This window comes from Butyrivibrio sp. ob235, from assembly GCF_900109475.1.
Lineage (GTDB): Bacteria > Bacillota > Clostridia > Lachnospirales > Lachnospiraceae > Butyrivibrio.
Genome location: NZ_FOBE01000002.1, coordinates 111,910 through 128,430, shown reverse-complemented (window position 1 = coordinate 128,430; position 16,521 = coordinate 111,910). Strand labels below are relative to the sequence as shown.

The following is a 16,521-nucleotide window of genomic DNA, read 5'->3' as shown; positions in this document are numbered from 1 at the left end:
TCTATCCTTTTCTTTTTTCCCTCATCCGTCAGCTCCGCTGACACCTTCTCCAAAGGAGAAGGCAAGAGTTATTATCATAGTCCGTTGTCTCTGATTCCCCAGATAAGATTACGCCACTGCTCCATCTGTTCGGTTGTCATGAAGCCGTTTGAAGTTCCCATATATCCGATCTTGTAGGATGAGAACAAAAGCGCATTCTTGATGGAGTTGACCGAATCCTCGGTCTCCTGGTAATAGTGCAAAAAGCACGAAAACAGCGCATTACCGGCACCCACCGTATTGACGATTTCATTTGTCTTAACGGTCTTGTAATCGGCAATGAATTCACCCTTTTTATCAAACAGGATAACACCCTTGGAACCGCGGCCCATGATGATGATCTCGGTACCGTAGGTCTTACTTATTCCGCGGATGAAATCATAAGGATCTTCCTCGAGCTGATCATCCGAGAAATACAGAATAGTAGCCGCATCCAGGAAATCTCTGTTGTATTTTTCCTTTTCCCTGCAGAAATTACGGATGTTAACCGCTACCTTTTTCCCGCACTCAGCTGCAGCTACGGCAAAAGGTCTGCAGAAATTCGCATTCGCAAGAACTACCATGTCTGCCCAACCCGCAAGAGGTGCAAACATTGACATGTCATAAACTTTGTCGCGCAGATCCTTGATATCCTCGAATATCTGTCTTCTGCGTTCCTTGTCATAGAGAATTACACAGTTCGGAGTTTCCTCCATCATCTGCACAACATATTTTGTAGAGAGTTCAATCTTGCTCCCCGGAGGGTTAAGATCTTCAACGGACTTATCCCTTCCGATGATGGACATGAATTCAACCTCATCACCAAGCCATCTGAGCGCCAGGGACTCATTATAAGCATCGCCGCCAAGTCCGGTATAAATGGAATTGACCTCTGTTGTGAGCGGCGCATACTCAATTGGGACCTTATTAACTCTGACAATTGTCTCAACCTGCGTGATACCTGCTACGACGAATTTTCCCATGTGTGCCTCCTTTGTATAGGATAATGTACCTGATAGGAGTGTCAGAAAAACGATTTCCTAACAGGCAAAATTTTTATGATTAATCATATGTAACTGCTCTAAGCATGTTCATATGTTTCATAACCTCTTCAAAATAATCCTCCGGCTGAAAAATTCCCTCTCTGAACATTCTCTCCAAAATCTCTTTATTTATCATCTGAATCATGTCACCGACAAGCTGATAGTTGGCGCCCGGCTTAAATCTTGTGATGTCACCTCTGTCCAAAATGCTCTGTATCATTGCTTCGTAACCTTCTCTGGTCTGAAGAATCGCAGATGCTGCCTCCGGTGTATCTTCGGCTTCCGCTTTGTATAAAAACAGCTGAATATACGGATACTGCTGCATGCAGACAGATAATACCTTTTCAATTTCCTCTCTTATAGTGAAAAAGTCGGTGATATCACCTGATACAGCGGCGCGTATCTCCAAATTGATAACGCGGATGCTGTAATCGTACACAAACTGGTAAAGTCCCAGCTTGGTCTCAAAATAATGAAAAATCAGCCCCTTGCTGATTCCTGCCAGCTTAACGATATCGTCCGTACTGGCATGGAGATAACCGCCGAGAGCAAAGGCTCTAAGCGCAGCGTTGATGATACGATCCTGTTTTTCCTTCTTAAGATCAAAAAATTTCTCGTTCATTAAAAACGCGTCTCCTAAAATTGACCGGACTAGTCCATTTCAATATAGCATTTCACGTCTCTTTTTACAACATTTTGCTGACAAATGCTTTTCTTATCTGACGATTTGTATTAAAATAAATTTTGCAATATGAAATTCTCTTACGAGGAGGGTACAATGGCTAAGCATTTCGGAAAAGTAGTATTATTTGCAGCTGCTCTGGGAGCTGCAGCAGCCGGTGTTTATTACTATCTTACTCAGAAGGACAGCGTTCTTACTGATGATTTTGATGAATTTGACGACTTCGAAGATATCGATGATTTCGAAGATGATGATACCGGAAGCCCGTTTAAACGTCGCTATGTAAATCTCGGCGATTCAGAGGAGGAATCTGAAGAGGAAGCTTCTTCAGAGGAAGAAAGTGTTCCCGATAAAACTGAGGAATTCTTCGATGATGATGAGGATGACGACATTAACGACCTCAAGAAGATGGACGGTGCTCTGTAAACTACTGCAGCAATAAACCCTCCGCTACATGTTCGTAGCGGAGGGTATTTTTTATCAGTATATCTGCCAAAGTGGCACAGCTTATTCAGCGGGAGCGGCTGCTTCTGCTTTTTTCTTTGCTTCTGCCACAAGGTCTTTAAGATCCTTTGCCTTTTCCTTGATACGGGAATTAGCAACCCTGGAACCGATAATATTAGATATCATTCTGTTCGCAAGATCAAAATCTTCAACCTCCATAGCAATGGCTGCCATGAGATAATCGGTAGTGGTCGCATCCATTCCGGCGATCTGAGTTTCGCTCTGCCTTGCAATTACGAAACCATCGAGAGCCTTCTTAAGGAGTTCCTTCTCCTCTGCCTCATTCTTCTTCTTTTTCGCCTCATAATCGGGAGCTGCAGGATCAAGATGCTCTGTCTCGCCTCTTATAAGCCATGCCATCTTAAGGCATAGATATGCCTTCTCCGAATTCTTGGACTTCTTGACCATGGCTGTTGCTATGGCAAGTTCATAGCGCATGCGTGCTTCTTCATAAGTGTAAGTTGTTTCACTGAATTGCTGCTTTTTATAATTTGCACTTATCTTACTTTTTACTTCATCAATCTGGAACTTTGTAAGATTGCCGAAGTACCTTGCCATTACCGAATAACCGCATTCAGGGCAGGTTACGATCTCATACTTACTGGGATCCATTTCATCGTAAACCGGGCGAAGATCCACATCCTGGCTCTTCATCCTTACCTTACCCGAGCGAAGCGTCTTTACATTGAACTTAGCCTCACAGATAGGGCAGGTATAGCCTTTATCAAAAAGAAGAGTCTCTTCGTTTATTACTACCGGAGCCTTCTTGGGTTCTTCCTTCTTGGCTGCAACCTTCTTTTTGGGATCCTCATATAGTTCTTCATCCTCTAATGCACCAAGACCAAACTTCTTTAATCCATCCAAAAATCCCATGATATTACCCCTCATCAATAGAAAAAATTAAAAAGTTACGCTTTAGGTAAAACAAAAGAACTCTTAAGAGAAACTATACGGTTGAAAACAGGTGCCCCGTCTTTGGAATCCTTGCTGTCCACACAGAAGAATCCGTTTCTCACAAACTGGAATTTATCATAAGCCTTGGCTTCCATAAGCTCAGGCTCCAGCTTCGCATTTTTAATCACGGTGATGGAATTGGGATTGAGGTTAAGTGATCCGTCCTCGTTATATACACCCTTTTCCTCATCTATGATATTTTCATAAAGGCGAACCTCTGCCTCTCCGCACTTCTCAGCTGATACCCAGTGAATAGTACCCTTAACCTTTCTGCCGTCCGGGCTGTCTCCGCCCTTTGTCTCGGGATCATAGGTGCAGTGAATTTCAGTCACCACTCCGTTTTCATCCTTGACGCATCCGGTGCAGGTTACAAAATACGCATTCATCAGACGAACTTCGTTTCCGGGGAAAAGTCTGAAGTACTTCTTCGGAGGCTCCTCCATGAAATCTTCACGCTCAATCCAAAGCTCTTTTCCAAACGGAATCTCTCTGTTTCCGAGCTCGGGTGCTTCCTTGTTGTTCTCGATAGGAAGCATCTCAACCTGTCCCTCCGGATAGTTATCAATGATAAGCTTAACCGGATCGAGGATCGCCATCATTCTCTTAGCCTTAGGCTTCAAGTCCTCACGGATACAGTACTCAAGCATCGCATAATCAGCTGTGGAATTAGCCTTACTTATACCGCAAAGCTCTACAAACTTCTGAATTGACTCGGGTGTGAATCCGCGTCTTCTCAGAGCTGCGATGGAAACAAGTCTCGGATCGTCCCATCCGTCTACAATTCCGTCCTCTACCAGCTTCTTGATATATCTCTTACCAGTAACAACGTTCTGCAGATAAAGCTTTGCAAACTCAATCTGACGCGGAGGATTCTCATATTCGCACTCGATTTTCACCCAGTCATATAAAGGTCTGTGGTCCTCAAACTCAAGTGTACATATGGAATGTGTGATTCCTTCCTCAGCGTCCTCGATGGGATGAGCAAAATCGTACATAGGGTAGATACACCACTTGTCGCCTGTACGCGCATGAGTCATGTGCGCAACTCTGTAGATGATCGGATCACGCATGTTGATGTTAGGTGATGCCATATCAATCTTGGCTCTGAGTGTCATCGCACCATCCGGCACGCTTCCGCTCTTCATCTCCTCGAAAAGACGAAGGTTCTCTTCAACACTTCTGTCCCTGTTGGGATCATCTTTTCCGGGCTCTGTGAGAGTTCCTCTGTACTCACGCATCTCTTCTGCTGTGAGCTCAGATACGTATGCCTTGCCTTTTTTTATAAGCTTAACTGCGTTCTCATACATCTTGTCAAAATAGTCGGATGCATGGAAAAGTCTGTCCTCATAATCAGCCCCAAGCCAGTTCACGTCCTCGATAATGGCATCCATGAACTCGGATTTCTCCTTGGTGGGGTTAGTATCGTCAAATCTCATGTTGAACTTACCGCCGTATTCCTTGGCAAGTCCGTAGTTTAAGAGAATACTCTTAGCGTGTCCTATATGTAAAAAGCCGTTTGGCTCCGGAGGAAATCTGGTAACAACGTGGTCGTATACCCCTTCCTTTAAGTCCTTATCGATTTCCTGCTCAATAAAATTTCTTGATTCTTCTGACATGTTTCTATTTCCAACTTTCTAATAATGTTTCCCCTCAGACTATACATAGTTCATTTTATCATCAAATATACTTTTTCTCAAACTCCTCCGCGGGCATGGGTTTTCCGAAATACTCACCCTGCACAAGCGGAACCTTAAGTCCTTTTAAGATGTCGATCTGAGTCTTCTCTTCAACACCCTCGACACATACACTGGCACCGATTGCCCCGGAGAGATCCATGAGTGAGACAATAAGCGACTTAGCATACTCCTCTTTTTCAAGCTGTGAAGATATGGTTCTGTCGACCTTGACCGTGGCAAAAGGAAGCGCGCGAAGTCCGTTTATGGAGCTGTAGCCCGTTCCGAAATCATCAAGAGATAGCCGAACTCCCATCTCGCTTATCTTTTCCATCGCTCCTTTTGTACGCTCCGTGTTATTCATAGTGAGAGCCTCTGTCACATCAAGGACCATCTGCGAAGGCTCTATCCCTGCCTCTTCAACTGCCGTCTTAAGCTTGCCGGCGATGTCAGGCTGCATCAGCTGAACCACGGACATATTCACATGGATGCTGATCTTCCTTCGAAGCTTCTTACTCCATTTTCCGCAGCACTTCGCTGCCTCTCTAAATACGTGTTCTCCGATGGGATTTATAAGTCCCAGATATTCCGCAAGGGAAATAAACTCCGACGGGCTAACCGCGCCAAGTATGGCACTGTTCCATCTGACAAAAGCTTCCGCCCCAACAACTTTGGGATTCTTACCCTTGATATCCATAAGCGGCTGGAAATGCACCGAGAACTCCTTGCATCCGTCCTCCACAGCCTTGTACATAGCTTTTTCCATATCAAGGCGCCTTATGGTGGAAGCATCTATGCTTTCCGAATACTGAGAAATCCTGTTCTTTCCTGATTTCTTAGCTTCGTACATCGCTATATCCGATTTTCTTATAAGTTCCTCCACCGTATCTCCGGCAGTCGGAAACTCGACGGTACCCATACTCATGGTGCAGTAGTAGTCGCCGTCCTTTAGGTACCAGGGTGTGGCAAAAGCGCGGCGTATCTCTTCCAGAATACTGTCCAGTTTATCGTAGCTTTCAGGAGGAACGATAATTACAAACTCATCTCCACCCATGCGGTAGCAGGAATTCTGCACACCATCGATATTCTTTATTGCGGTGGAAATATCCTGAAGCAAAATATCGCCATACTGGTGTCCCAAACCGTCATTGATTTTCTTGAAATCATCGAGATCGAGGTACATCAGCATACCCTTAGTGCCCTTTTTCTTAGCCTGTTCGATATATGTGACCAGATCTCTCTCACAGCACAATCTGTTAAAAAGTCCTGTAAGGAAGTCAGTGTATGCCTGCTGTTCTATACGTTTCTGATAAATCTTTTTCTCGGTTATCTCATAGATGGCACAAAGTGAAACAAGTCTGTCATCAACCCACTTGATCCTTGTATAGTAAAGGTCGTACCATCTGTCCTTCTCATCGTAATAGATTTCATAATTTCCGCTGTGGGAACGCGGAGGAATATTGCCTTCAAACAGATCCTTGAGCTTATTCTTCTGAAGCTCCTTTGCAAAGTGCTTGCGAAGACTTCTGTTTGCAAATAGAAGTTCATCGGTCTTCATACAGCGCACATAGATCGAACTTCCCACATTATCAAGAACCGCCTCCAGCGACTGGAAAGAACTGGCGATAGAGTTCTTCTGAATTCTCTTTGTAATGATATTCTGAAGAATTTTTATTGAATCATTTATGAATTTGATGTCGTCTACAAGCCAGTCTTTACCACGGTTATCCTCCCTCGTCTCTGCAAAACATGCATAGAAAGGAGTCTGATCCGAAATCATGATCGGTACGGAAACAACGGCCTTGATTCCAAGGTCCTGCAGCTGTTCCTTTTCACCGGAGTTCATTGTCGTACTTGAAGAAACCGCTATCATCTGAGGATGGCCGATAAACCAGCAGGGATCCAAATCCTTTTCCTCTTCGAAGAGCCTGAAAACACCCTGCCCCGTCCACTGCACAACGATATCCATGAGGTCGTCCTCGGAATGCATGCGGCAAATGAAAGAATTGCTGATATCAAGATATTCGCATATCTTCTTTAAGATATTCAGCATGATATCTTCTATTTCATCATCACTGTCGAGAAGTGATACTATCTCTGTCATCAGTTCCGCTCTGTGGAACGATAGCTTGAAATCCTCCGAGCGCTTGAAATTCTCAGCTGTCGAAGCGGCAGCCTGATTCTCGGATTTGAGTGCGCCGACAAGTGCAACCGAAGTAACCCTAAGGAAATCCAGGGAATTATAGAATTTCTTTTCACTTGTAATATAGGAAAAATCTGTAATAGGCTGCTCTGTGTAGAGATCGGGCTCATACTCGGCATCCTTTAAGATGGCACATACTATCCAGACGAGCTGCGGCTGTCCGTCGAGCTTGGCTGCAACCGCCGCCACTCGGAGATTTGGAATCATGGTTCGCTCAACCGCCTGATCCTCAAGCTCACCCTCCGTAACTCTCTGAAAAATGTTCCTTATATGAATTTCATCAACAGCCTTTTTTATTGTCGGAAGTTCAAGAAGATCACCCGAAAAATCGGTAATCTTCTCTCCCGAGGAATCGAGGCAGCATAAATACACTCCTGCCATAGCTGCGAAGCTGTCCTGCCACCTGCGGAGTTCTTTATCCTTAAGCCTTATGAAATTGCCGGGATTTTTCCTGGTATCTCGATCCAAAGCTGTCTCCTTCAGATATTTGTAAATTCTATTATATCACTATTCTATAAAGAGAACATAAAAAAAGCCTTCCCCCATTTTTTGGGGGAAGACATAGGAAGTTCTGCTCTCACTACGTTCGCCAGAACAACTCCATCCCACTAAGCTCGAAAGAACCTCGCTAAGTGGTATAGGTTTATTCATCCACGCTATAGTTCGGAGCTTCCTTCGTGATATGAATATCATGAGGATGACTCTCCTTAAGTGCAGCGCTTGTCATCTTTATAAATTTACCGTTCTCATTAAGTTCCTTGATTGTCTCGCATCCGCAGTAACCCATACCTGCACGGAGACCGCCGATAAGCTGGAATACTGTGTCCTCAACTGTTCCCTTGTAAGCAACACGTCCTTCAACACCCTCGGGAACAAGCTTCTTTGCGCCTTCCTGGAAGTAACGATCCTTTGAACCGTTCTCCATAGCTGAGATAGAACCCATTCCGCGGTAAACCTTGTATTTTCTTCCCTGGAAAAGCTCGAACTCACCGGGAGCCTCATCACAGCCTGCAAACATTGAACCCATCATTACAAGACTGCCGCCTGCTGCGATTGCCTTTGTGATATCTCCTGAGTACTTGATACCTCCGTCTGCGATGATCGGAATACCATAATCCTTAGCTATTGAGTAGCAATCCATAATAGCTGAAACCTGAGGAACACCGATACCAGCAACAACACGAGTTGTGCAGATGGAACCGGGTCCGATACCTACCTTAACAGCATCTGCGCCTGACTCGATAAGAGCCTTGGTAGCTGCCGCAGTTGCAACGTTACCAGCAATAACCTGAAGATCCGGGAACTTTTCCTTAATCATTCTGAGGCATTTAAGAACGTTCTCTGAATGGCCGTGAGCTGAATCAAGAACAACACAATCAACCTTAGCGTCTACAAGAGCACCTACTCTGTCAAGAACATTGGCACTGATTCCAACACCTGCGCCGCAGAGAAGACGACCCTGATCGTCCTTTGCTGAAAGAGGATATTTTATTGTCTTTTCAATATCTTTTATAGTGATTAGTCCAACGAGATTGTAATCATCGTCAACGATAGGAAGCTTTTCCTTCTTGGACTTCGCAAGGATCTGCTTTGCTTCCTCAAGAGTGATTCCTTCCTTGGCAGTTACAAGATTCTCACTTGTCATGATGTCTCTGATCTTCTGATCAAAGTTCTGCTCGAATTTAAGATCGCGGTTGGTTATGATTCCAACAAGCTTTCTGCCCTCTGTGATCGGCACACCGGAAATTCTGAACTTAGCCATAAGAGCGTCTGCATCAGCAAGTGTGTGATCGGGAGAAAGAGAAAATGGATCAGTGATGACGCCGTTTTCAGATCTCTTAACCTTATCAACTTCATCGGCCTGATCTTCGATTGACATATTTTTATGGATAATACCGATACCGCCCTGACGTGCCATTGCAATAGCCATGCGGTGTTCTGTTACGGTATCCATTCCTGCACTCATCATAGGAATGTTGAGTCTGATCTTCTTAGTAAGGTTTGTGCTTACATCAATCATGTTAGGCACTACCTGCGAATATGCAGGAACCAAAAGTACGTCATCAAAAGTAATTCCTTCGCCAATAATCTGTCCCATTTTTCTCTCCTTTTAATCCATGAATACTTTACGGGGTGCTACGTTTTTAATAGCGTCTACTAGTTCTCTGTTAGGCTCGAGAATTACCTTCTCCCTGCCATCATAGTACATTGTGTAAGTTGAATCTTCACCCGCACCGGATGAATAATCAAGTGTTCTGTATTTGTCCTGTCTGCGATATTCGTCAAGATGATAAGACTTAGACGGAGCAAGCGCATCGATACGCTCTGTAGCGAAAGTTGCTATTCTTTTTCTTCTGCTCTTATTGAGAATTTTGTCCACGGTAACTTCACGCTCACAATACTGATATTCATACTCTATTGATGCATTCAGAGTCGCGAAATATGCTCCGACGGCGCATCCAATGAATACTATCATGAAAAGTATACCGCCACCAAGAAAGCTGATAATAAAAGAAAAAACAGCCATAATAATCATAAGATATTTAAGAAAAACCACTAACGGTCTGGGTTTTCCCGCAATCATACATTCCACATAACTGTTGTCATTCATCATGATATTGCACTTTTCCTTCCATATTTTTTAAACGTTATGATATATTAAGTGTATTCTCCCGTCAATAATAGTTTTAAACATATTTAAAAAAATATTGCGGGTGACCTAATTAAATTTGGATGGAGTATATGAAAAAATGAATATCAACGAAGAGAAGAGACACCAGTGGCAAGCCTTGAAAGGCATGGGCTTTAAGGCTCACTGGGATTATTTTTGGGATTACTACAAAATTCACGTCATCGTAGCTTTGATAGTGATTATCGGTATTGCTTCCTTTGCAAAGGAAATCCTTACAAGAAAACCCGATGCCATATCCGTCACCATAGTAAATGCGGCAAACACTCAGGATGCAACGCTTCTGCATGACGAATTTGCTGAGTATGAAAAAATCGACACATCACAATATAACGTACTTATAGATTCATCTTCAGTCATAAACATCGAGAATCCGGACAGTTACACAGTAGCTAATTCAGAGAGACTCTACGCAATGATAGCAGCTCATGATCTCGATGTGCTCATGGCCGATAAGGACGTATTCGATAACTATGCAAAGAGCGAACTGTTTTTGGATCTTAGGGAATGTTTCAGTGAAGAAGAATTAAAGAGTTTCGGTGACGCCGTTTATTACTTTGATACAGCTGATTATAACAGCAACGGTGAATATGACATGGATACCGGCGAGTATGTGAAAAATGAGAATGTTAAATCCGAATTGATTCCTGTAGGAATTGTTTTGAATGATAATCCTCACCTTACCGCAATGGGCTTTTACCCGGGAGTTTCACCCATCGTGGGGCTTGCGGTTTCAAGTGAGAGAACGGATGTAGGTGCGGACTTCATAAGATTTTTGATGCAATAACCCCCTCATCCGGCGCTTCGCGCCACCTTCCCCCAGAGGGGGAAGGCTTTTTTATTGCCTTCCCCTTGGGGGGAAGGTTTTTTATTGCCTTCCCCTTGGGGGGGAAGGTTTTTTATTGCCTTCCCCTTGGGGGGGAAGGTGGCAGCGAAGCTGACGGATGAGGGGATTATATTACAGCTGTGTTACTACAAAGATATCATAAATAGCCTTGATGGCTTTCTCAAAATCTCTGTTCTCAACACCGATGATAATGTTAAGCTCGGATGAACCCTGATCGATCATTCGGCAGTTTACATTGACATGTGCAAGTGCGGAGAAAATTCTTGCAGCGGTTCCGCGCTGTCTCTTCATTCCCCTACCAACGACTGCGATAAGCGCAAGGTCTGACTCAATCTCAAGAAGATCAGGCTTAGCCAGGCGGTGGATCTCTGAAACAACAGCCTGTTCCTTGTCGATGAACTCATCCTGGGCAACGAACACTGTCATAGTGTCGATTCCTGAAGGAACATGCTCGATTGAAATATTCTGATCTTCAAATGCCTGAAGAACTTTTCTCACAAATCCAACCTCTGAGTTCATCATATCCTTAGAGATGTTCACACAGCAGAAGCCTTTCTTTCCGGCAACACCTGTGATTGTGAACTTGGACTTCTTAGCAGTGGATTCAACGATCCAGGTGCCGCTGTCCTCAGGTCTGTTGGTGTTTCTGATATTGATCGGAATGCCCTCTTTTCTTACGGGGAAAATCGCATCCTCGTGAAGGACGGAAGCACCCATGTATGCGAGCTCTCGAAGCTCTGTATAAGTAATTGTCTGGATCGGAGCAGGTCTGTCGATGATTCGGGGATCCGCAACAAGGAATCCGGATACATCTGTCCAGTTCTCATATACGTCAGCGTGAATAGCACGTGCGATGATGGAACCTGTGATATCTGAACCACCTCTTGAGAAGGTCTTGATTCTGCCGTCTTCATAAGCACCGTAAAAACCGGATACAACAGCATACTCGATATTAGCCAGACGCTTCTGCATTCTTCTGTTAGTTATCTCTGCATCAAAGGAACCATCCTCATCAAAAAGAACAACTTCAGCGGGATCAATATATTCAAAGCCCAGGTACTGTGCCATGATCTTACCGTTTAAGTACTCACCTCTTGAAGCGGCATAATCACTTCCTGCCTTCTTCTTGAACTGCTTCTCGATCTCGGCAAACTCTTCCTTTAAGGACATCTTAAGCTTAAGTCCCTTTATGATCTCATTGAATCTTGCCTCGATTGCTGCAAGTTCCTTTGAAAAGTCTTTTCCGTTCTCAGCAAGTTCATAGGTCTGATAGAGCATATCCGTAACCTTGGTATCAAGGTTGGTTCTCTTACCGGGCGCAGATACAACAACATATTTGCGCTCCTTGTCACTCTTTACGATATCTGCTACCTTCTGAAACTGCTTTGCGTCGGCGCAGGAACTGCCGCCGAATTTCACTACCTTGCTCATTTCTTCACTCACTCCTCTGTTTATATTCCCCCTCATCCGTCAGCTTCGCTGACACCTTCCCCCCAAGGGGAAGGCTTATTGTTCTTGCCTTCCCCCTCTGGGGGAAGGTGGCGCGCAGCGCCGGATGAGGGGTTTTAATTACAACAATCTCAAATAGCTCCTCACTCCTCTGAGCTTCTCATACTTTTCCTTGAAGTCCTTCTCAGTCATCTCAGGTGTAATAAATGCGAACTCGCCGCTAACCTTATCTGACTTAACCTGCTTTACATCTCCGAAAAGCTCTTTTGCGCCGGCCTCTGCCGAAGCATCGCATCTCACAAAGAAATTCCTGATATCATCATTTATCGGTGCAACCTCTGCGGGAACATTTCTGAGGTTCCAGTCGATGTGCTTACCCTTGTGACGGACAATGTCAATTACATCTGCTACAACTGCGGAAGCAGTAGCCTTTTTTCCTGCTCCCTTACCGTAGTACATTACATCGCCGAGCATATTTCCGTGAACATCAATGGCATTGAATACACCGTTTACCATTGAAAGTGAATTGTCAAAAGGAATAAGGAAAGGAGCAACCATCGCAAAGAACTTGCCGTCCTCTCTCTTGCAGCTTCCGAGAAGCTTGATAGCCATGTTGAGCTCTCTCGCATACTCGAAATCTTCACCTGTAATCTTTGTAATTCCCTCTGTATAAATATCGTCGTGCTTTACAAACTGACCGCTCATAATGGAAGCAAGAATTGCGGTCTTTCTGCAGGCATCATGTCCCTCGATGTCAGCCTCGGGATTTCTCTCAGCATAGCCCTTATCCTGAGCCACCTTAAGCACTGCATCAAAATCGGCTCCCTCCTGATCCATCTTGGTCAGGATATAATTGGTTGTTCCGTTTAAGATACCTGTGATGGAATCAAGTCTCTCGTGGCGAATGGAATCATTCATGGAACGAAGAACCGGTATTCCGCCGCCAACACTGGCTTCAAACAGATAGCTTACATTGTTCTTTTTTGCAAGCTCTACGAGCTCAGGTCCGTGCGCTGCAACGAGTTCCTTGTTGGAAGTGCATACGCTCTTGCCACTCTCAAGTGCCTTCTTCTCAAAAGTGAAAGCAGGCTCAATGCCTCCCATTGTCTCACAAACAACTTCAATCTCAGGATCATTTAAGATTACATCAAAATCGTGTACTACCTGACTCTCATGCTTATCTCCCGGAAAATCCCTAAGATCCAGTATATATTTGATCTCAACTTTTTCACCGGCACTATCCTCAACGCAGGCTCCGTTTACATCCAGAACCTCTGCGACACCGCTTCCAACCGTGCCGTATCCTAATACTGCAATCTTTGCCATTTCGACTTCCTCCTAAATAGATAAATTTTTTCAAATGTAGGCTGCTAGACTTCGGTGCTTCTGCCGATTATCTGCACCTTATGTACACGGCTCTGCTTCTCGAGCTTAGTAAGCATATCCGTTATATTCCCTGTGGTGGGTAAAACCTGAATACCTACAGACAGCGCTGCAACTCCGTTATACGGTATCGCCTGATGTATTGTCAGAATGTTTGCTCCGCACTTTGAGATTATCCGGAGCACTTCGGATAAAACTCCGAGCTCATCATCCATCTGCAGATTTAGTGTAAGAGTGGTACCCTGAAGACTGTCATGAAATTCATAGATATCATCTTTGTACTTATAAAATGAACTACGGCTGATTCCCAGGCGTTCTGCTGCCTCGTTGACTGTCTTGCATTTACCGGTATCTATCAGCTTCTTAGCCTCGAGAACCTTTAGCAAAACCTCCGGAACTGCCTGCTTTTTGAGCACGTAGTATCCTGTTTCTTCTCTCATAAGCGATATTTCCTTGCTTTATGGTGTTTTTGTGGCGCGGACATTTGTGCGCCCTCGAACGATATTATCACAGAAGAATTTTAATAGCAAGTACTTTCGCGAATTAAATCGAAAAAGTTTTTTGACATCATAAAAAAATCAAGCGTATAATCAATGTTGTATTTATTGCTTAAGAAATGGAGATTTTCATATATGCACTTTACTAAAATGCACGGCTGCGGCAACGATTACATCTATATTGACGGAAGCCGTGAGGACATTCCCAAAAAAGAAAAACCCGAGCTTGTGAGACTCCTCAGCGACAGACACTTCGGTATCGGCGGAGACGGAGTTATTTTTATAAACAAAGCAGGTGACCTTGCTGACTTCGAGATGGAGATGTATAACGCAGACGGCTCCTACTCCGAGATGTGCGGTAACGGCATCAGATGCGTTGCCAAGTTCGTCTATGACAAAGGTCTTACCGATAAGAAAAAGCTTCGCATCATCAGCGGTGGAAAGATTAAATATCTTGATCTCAAGACCGAAGATGGCATGGTCACAAAGGTTCGCGTCAACATGGGTGCGCCTATCCTCGCACCTGCTGAAATTCCGGTAGCTCTTCCCGATGAGAAGGTCATGGCAGGTAAGCAGGTTGTAAACTACCCCATTAAAGTTCTTGATAAGGATTACAACATAACCTGTGTTTCCATGGGTAATCCTCATGCCGTAGTTTTCCTGAACAGAGGCACCGATCTTGATTCACTCGATCTTGAAAAAATCGGCCCCAGATTTGAGCACCACGCGTTCTTCCCCAACTGCATCAACACTGAATTCGTAACCATCGATGACAGAGAGAACGTCCATATGCGTGTATGGGAGCGCGGCACAGGTGAGACTCTCGCCTGCGGTACAGGCTGCTGCGCAACAGTTGTTGCCTGCGTTTTAAACGATCACACCTCCGATAATATCACCGTTCACGTAAGAGGCGGCGAGATAAACTGCAAGTGGGACAGAGAAGAAAATGTAGTCTACATGACAGGTCCCGCCACCACAGTTTTTGAAGGAGACGTCTAAAACTATTCAAGATATGAAGACAGTGCTTTGTCGTTATGATGAGGGCTGTCTTTTTCTATGCGCTCAAGGTACTCATAGAAGGCATAGGAAAACTGCTGGTGCGATATATGGAATACCGTCGTAGGCGCACTTGCACCTGCTATTATCGTATCCGAATCGAGATGAGTCATCATGATAATTGAAGATGGAATCTGATTCACAGCTATAATTCTGTAGCCCTCGTATTTTTCCGACAACTCAGCTGCATGCTTTAAATGTCTTAAGTATTCATCACCGGTATATCTGTAATCCGCGCTTCCGTACATATCGGCAAGCGGCAGCGGTGCACCATTCGCCATCAGCTTGTCCTTATCGGGGAGCGCGATCATTTCGGTAATCTCCCCTCCCCCTTCCAGCACTCTTATCATATTTTCGTTTAGTGCCTTGGAGACATTTATAACATCAATGCTCTTTGCCCTCTTAGCTATGGCTGCTGCTATATCTTTAGGCATGGTCCAGAGTGACGGCGCGGGACTTGACAGGAAAAATTTCCCCGCCACTGCATTTTCACCAAGCAGAATATCCGTAAACCTTTCCCTGTCCTTAGAAACGTACATCTTCATAAGAGGTCTGCACATGCCAAGATAATTCTGATACTCTGCTTCAAGCGCAGATACCGCCTCTGTATTTCTCACGAGGAAATTTACCATCCCCTCTGTTTTGTCACCCACAGAGGTCGAAATAAGTGCAGAATATCCCTTGGCTATAAACAGAGATCGTCTGTATATCTTGTCACGCATTTTAGGACAGTAATAGGGCTCAATGGCACCCATTGCATATAGAGGAAGCCACTTTCTTATCGCTTCCATCATCTCCGTAAATTCGCGTCCTATCGTATGTATTATCTGTATATGTGAGCCGCTTTTAATAAGGCTTACCAGAAGCCCCGTCCACTCTCTGGCAAAAACAGGATTTTCGTAGAGCCAGCTCATATCCTCATCCGAATACAGATAAAGCAGGAATGGCCTTTTTTGCATAAGAAGCGATGAGAGGAATCTTTTTACACTGTCACGTTTCCCCTGGTTCCCATAGAACACTCCCACCGGGATGACTCTCTCGTCGCTCTCCGCAGACGCTCCAAAAGAAGCCGGCGCATCAAACATATCCGGTCTGGCCTTGTCATAACTTTCCAGCATCTGCGTAATATCGTCGATTAGTCCGGACATGGAACCGCCGCGTTCATCCTTGCTAAGATCATCCTGAAGCCAGTTATAGATCAGTTTCTCAAGCTCATCCTCGTCGATGGGCACATACTCATCTCCCCTGATCATTTTTGAGAGTGTCTCGAGCTGGTACCTGTCTTTTATGTTTCTGGAAAAGTAAGCCGCCACAGGCCTTGAAAAAGGCTGGCTCTTGGGAATGCCACGGCTCCCTGATCTGATCCTGCTAATGTAAGAAGGATCAAACGAGAGAGCCTTGCCAAGCGCTGAATTGCGCGTATTTGTGATGTTCATTAGAAAATCAAGCTTTTCAGAAATATTCATTTGTTATACCCCACAAGAAAACCAATCTTCTTAATGTAAAGTATAACATTTTTGTCA

Annotated in this window: 14 protein-coding genes; 3 read left to right on the top strand and 11 right to left on the bottom strand. The window is 44.5% G+C overall.

The features are described 5' to 3' along the window. Nucleotides 1-74: 74 nt before the first annotated feature. Nucleotides 75-1,001, bottom strand: coding sequence for a carbohydrate kinase family protein (locus BMW61_RS03045; protein WP_022760856.1), 927 nt, complete (start codon nt 999-1,001; stop codon nt 75-77). A 79-nt stretch (nt 1,002-1,080) separates the two neighbouring features. After that, on the bottom strand, nt 1,081-1,683 hold the full coding sequence (locus BMW61_RS03040; protein WP_022760855.1) for a TetR/AcrR family transcriptional regulator: 603 nt from the start codon (nt 1,681-1,683) through the stop codon (nt 1,081-1,083). Between the two features lie 156 nt (nt 1,684-1,839). Here BMW61_RS03040 and BMW61_RS03035 point away from each other — a divergent pair, with 156 nt between their 5' ends. Continuing rightward, on the top strand, nt 1,840-2,169 hold the full coding sequence (locus BMW61_RS03035; RefSeq protein WP_044959893.1) for a hypothetical protein: 330 nt from the start codon (nt 1,840-1,842) through the stop codon (nt 2,167-2,169). Nucleotides 2,170-2,250: 81 nt separating this feature from the next. On the opposite strand, the gene BMW61_RS03030 is transcribed toward BMW61_RS03035, so the two are convergent. From BMW61_RS03030 to BMW61_RS03010, 5 genes are all read right to left on the bottom strand, one after another. Continuing rightward, the gene (locus tag BMW61_RS03030) at nt 2,251-3,120 is read right to left on the bottom strand and encodes a DUF2225 domain-containing protein (protein ID WP_022760853.1); all 870 of its coding nucleotides are present in this window, start codon (nt 3,118-3,120) and stop codon (nt 2,251-2,253) included. A 35-nt stretch (nt 3,121-3,155) separates the two neighbouring features. After that, nucleotides 3,156-4,817, bottom strand: coding sequence for a glutamine--tRNA ligase/YqeY domain fusion protein (locus BMW61_RS03025; RefSeq protein WP_022760852.1), 1,662 nt, complete (start codon nt 4,815-4,817; stop codon nt 3,156-3,158). 61 nt (nt 4,818-4,878) lie between these two features. Then, a complete protein-coding gene (locus BMW61_RS03020) occupies nt 4,879-7,545 on the bottom strand; it encodes a sensor domain-containing phosphodiesterase (protein WP_091819733.1) in 2,667 nt (888 codons plus the stop codon). Nucleotides 7,546-7,720: 175 nt separating this feature from the next. Then, nucleotides 7,721-9,175 carry an IMP dehydrogenase gene (guaB, locus tag BMW61_RS03015; protein ID WP_091819731.1) on the bottom strand — a complete coding sequence of 485 codons (1,455 nt, stop codon included), beginning with the start codon at nt 9,173-9,175 and terminating at the stop codon, nt 7,721-7,723. A gap of 12 nt (nt 9,176-9,187) precedes the next feature. Next, complete coding sequence (locus tag BMW61_RS03010) at nt 9,188-9,691, bottom strand: DUF6106 family protein (protein WP_022760849.1); 504 nt, start codon at nt 9,689-9,691, stop codon at nt 9,188-9,190. Nucleotides 9,692-9,827: 136 nt separating this feature from the next. On the opposite strand from BMW61_RS03010, the gene BMW61_RS03005 reads away from it, so the two are divergent. Beyond that, nucleotides 9,828-10,553 (top strand): hypothetical protein, encoded by a 726-nt coding sequence (locus BMW61_RS03005; protein ID WP_091819730.1) that lies wholly within the window; start codon nt 9,828-9,830, stop codon nt 10,551-10,553. Between the two features lie 171 nt (nt 10,554-10,724). On the opposite strand, the gene BMW61_RS03000 is transcribed toward BMW61_RS03005, so the two are convergent. The 3 genes from BMW61_RS03000 to BMW61_RS02990 form a co-directional block, all read right to left on the bottom strand. Continuing rightward, nucleotides 10,725-12,044 carry an aspartate kinase gene (locus BMW61_RS03000; protein ID WP_022760847.1) on the bottom strand — a complete coding sequence of 440 codons (1,320 nt, stop codon included), beginning with the start codon at nt 12,042-12,044 and terminating at the stop codon, nt 10,725-10,727. 138 nt (nt 12,045-12,182) lie between these two features. Next, a complete protein-coding gene (locus tag BMW61_RS02995) occupies nt 12,183-13,388 on the bottom strand; it encodes a homoserine dehydrogenase (RefSeq protein ID WP_091819728.1) in 1,206 nt (401 codons plus the stop codon). 44 nt (nt 13,389-13,432) lie between these two features. After that, complete coding sequence (locus tag BMW61_RS02990; RefSeq protein ID WP_022760845.1) at nt 13,433-13,885, bottom strand: ACT domain-containing protein; 453 nt, start codon at nt 13,883-13,885, stop codon at nt 13,433-13,435. 192 nt (nt 13,886-14,077) lie between these two features. On the opposite strand from BMW61_RS02990, the gene dapF reads away from it, so the two are divergent. After that, a complete protein-coding gene (gene dapF / locus BMW61_RS02985) occupies nt 14,078-14,941 on the top strand; it encodes a diaminopimelate epimerase (protein ID WP_091819726.1) in 864 nt (287 codons plus the stop codon). Nucleotides 14,942-14,943: 2 nt separating this feature from the next. Here dapF and BMW61_RS02980 read toward each other — a convergent pair whose 3' ends face one another. After that, on the bottom strand, nt 14,944-16,464 hold the full coding sequence (locus tag BMW61_RS02980) for a hypothetical protein (protein WP_091819725.1): 1,521 nt from the start codon (nt 16,462-16,464) through the stop codon (nt 14,944-14,946). Between the last annotated feature and the right edge of the window lie 57 nt (nt 16,465-16,521).

Excerpts from the sequence above, each read along its gene's own strand:
- BMW61_RS03045 (WP_022760856.1), bottom strand. The coding sequence starts at position 1,001 with ATGGGAAAATTCGTCGTAGCAGGTATCACGCAGGTTGAGACAATTGTC.
- BMW61_RS03040 (WP_022760855.1), bottom strand. The coding sequence starts at position 1,683 with ATGAACGAGAAATTTTTTGATCTTAAGAAGGAAAAACAGGATCGTATC.
- BMW61_RS03035 (WP_044959893.1), top strand. The coding sequence starts at position 1,840 with ATGGCTAAGCATTTCGGAAAAGTAGTATTATTTGCAGCTGCTCTGGGA.
- BMW61_RS03030 (WP_022760853.1), bottom strand. The coding sequence starts at position 3,120 with ATGGGATTTTTGGATGGATTAAAGAAGTTTGGTCTTGGTGCATTAGAG.
- BMW61_RS03025 (WP_022760852.1), bottom strand. The coding sequence starts at position 4,817 with ATGTCAGAAGAATCAAGAAATTTTATTGAGCAGGAAATCGATAAGGAC.
- guaB (WP_091819731.1), bottom strand. The coding sequence starts at position 9,175 with ATGGGACAGATTATTGGCGAAGGAATTACTTTTGATGACGTACTTTTG.
- BMW61_RS03010 (WP_022760849.1), bottom strand. The coding sequence starts at position 9,691 with ATGATGAATGACAACAGTTATGTGGAATGTATGATTGCGGGAAAACCC.
- BMW61_RS03005 (WP_091819730.1), top strand. The coding sequence starts at position 9,828 with ATGAATATCAACGAAGAGAAGAGACACCAGTGGCAAGCCTTGAAAGGC.
- BMW61_RS03000 (WP_022760847.1), bottom strand. The coding sequence starts at position 12,044 with ATGAGCAAGGTAGTGAAATTCGGCGGCAGTTCCTGCGCCGACGCAAAG.
- BMW61_RS02995 (WP_091819728.1), bottom strand. The coding sequence starts at position 13,388 with ATGGCAAAGATTGCAGTATTAGGATACGGCACGGTTGGAAGCGGTGTC.
- BMW61_RS02990 (WP_022760845.1), bottom strand. The coding sequence starts at position 13,885 with ATGAGAGAAGAAACAGGATACTACGTGCTCAAAAAGCAGGCAGTTCCG.
- dapF (WP_091819726.1), top strand. The coding sequence starts at position 14,078 with ATGCACTTTACTAAAATGCACGGCTGCGGCAACGATTACATCTATATT.
- BMW61_RS02980 (WP_091819725.1), bottom strand. The coding sequence starts at position 16,464 with ATGAATATTTCTGAAAAGCTTGATTTTCTAATGAACATCACAAATACG.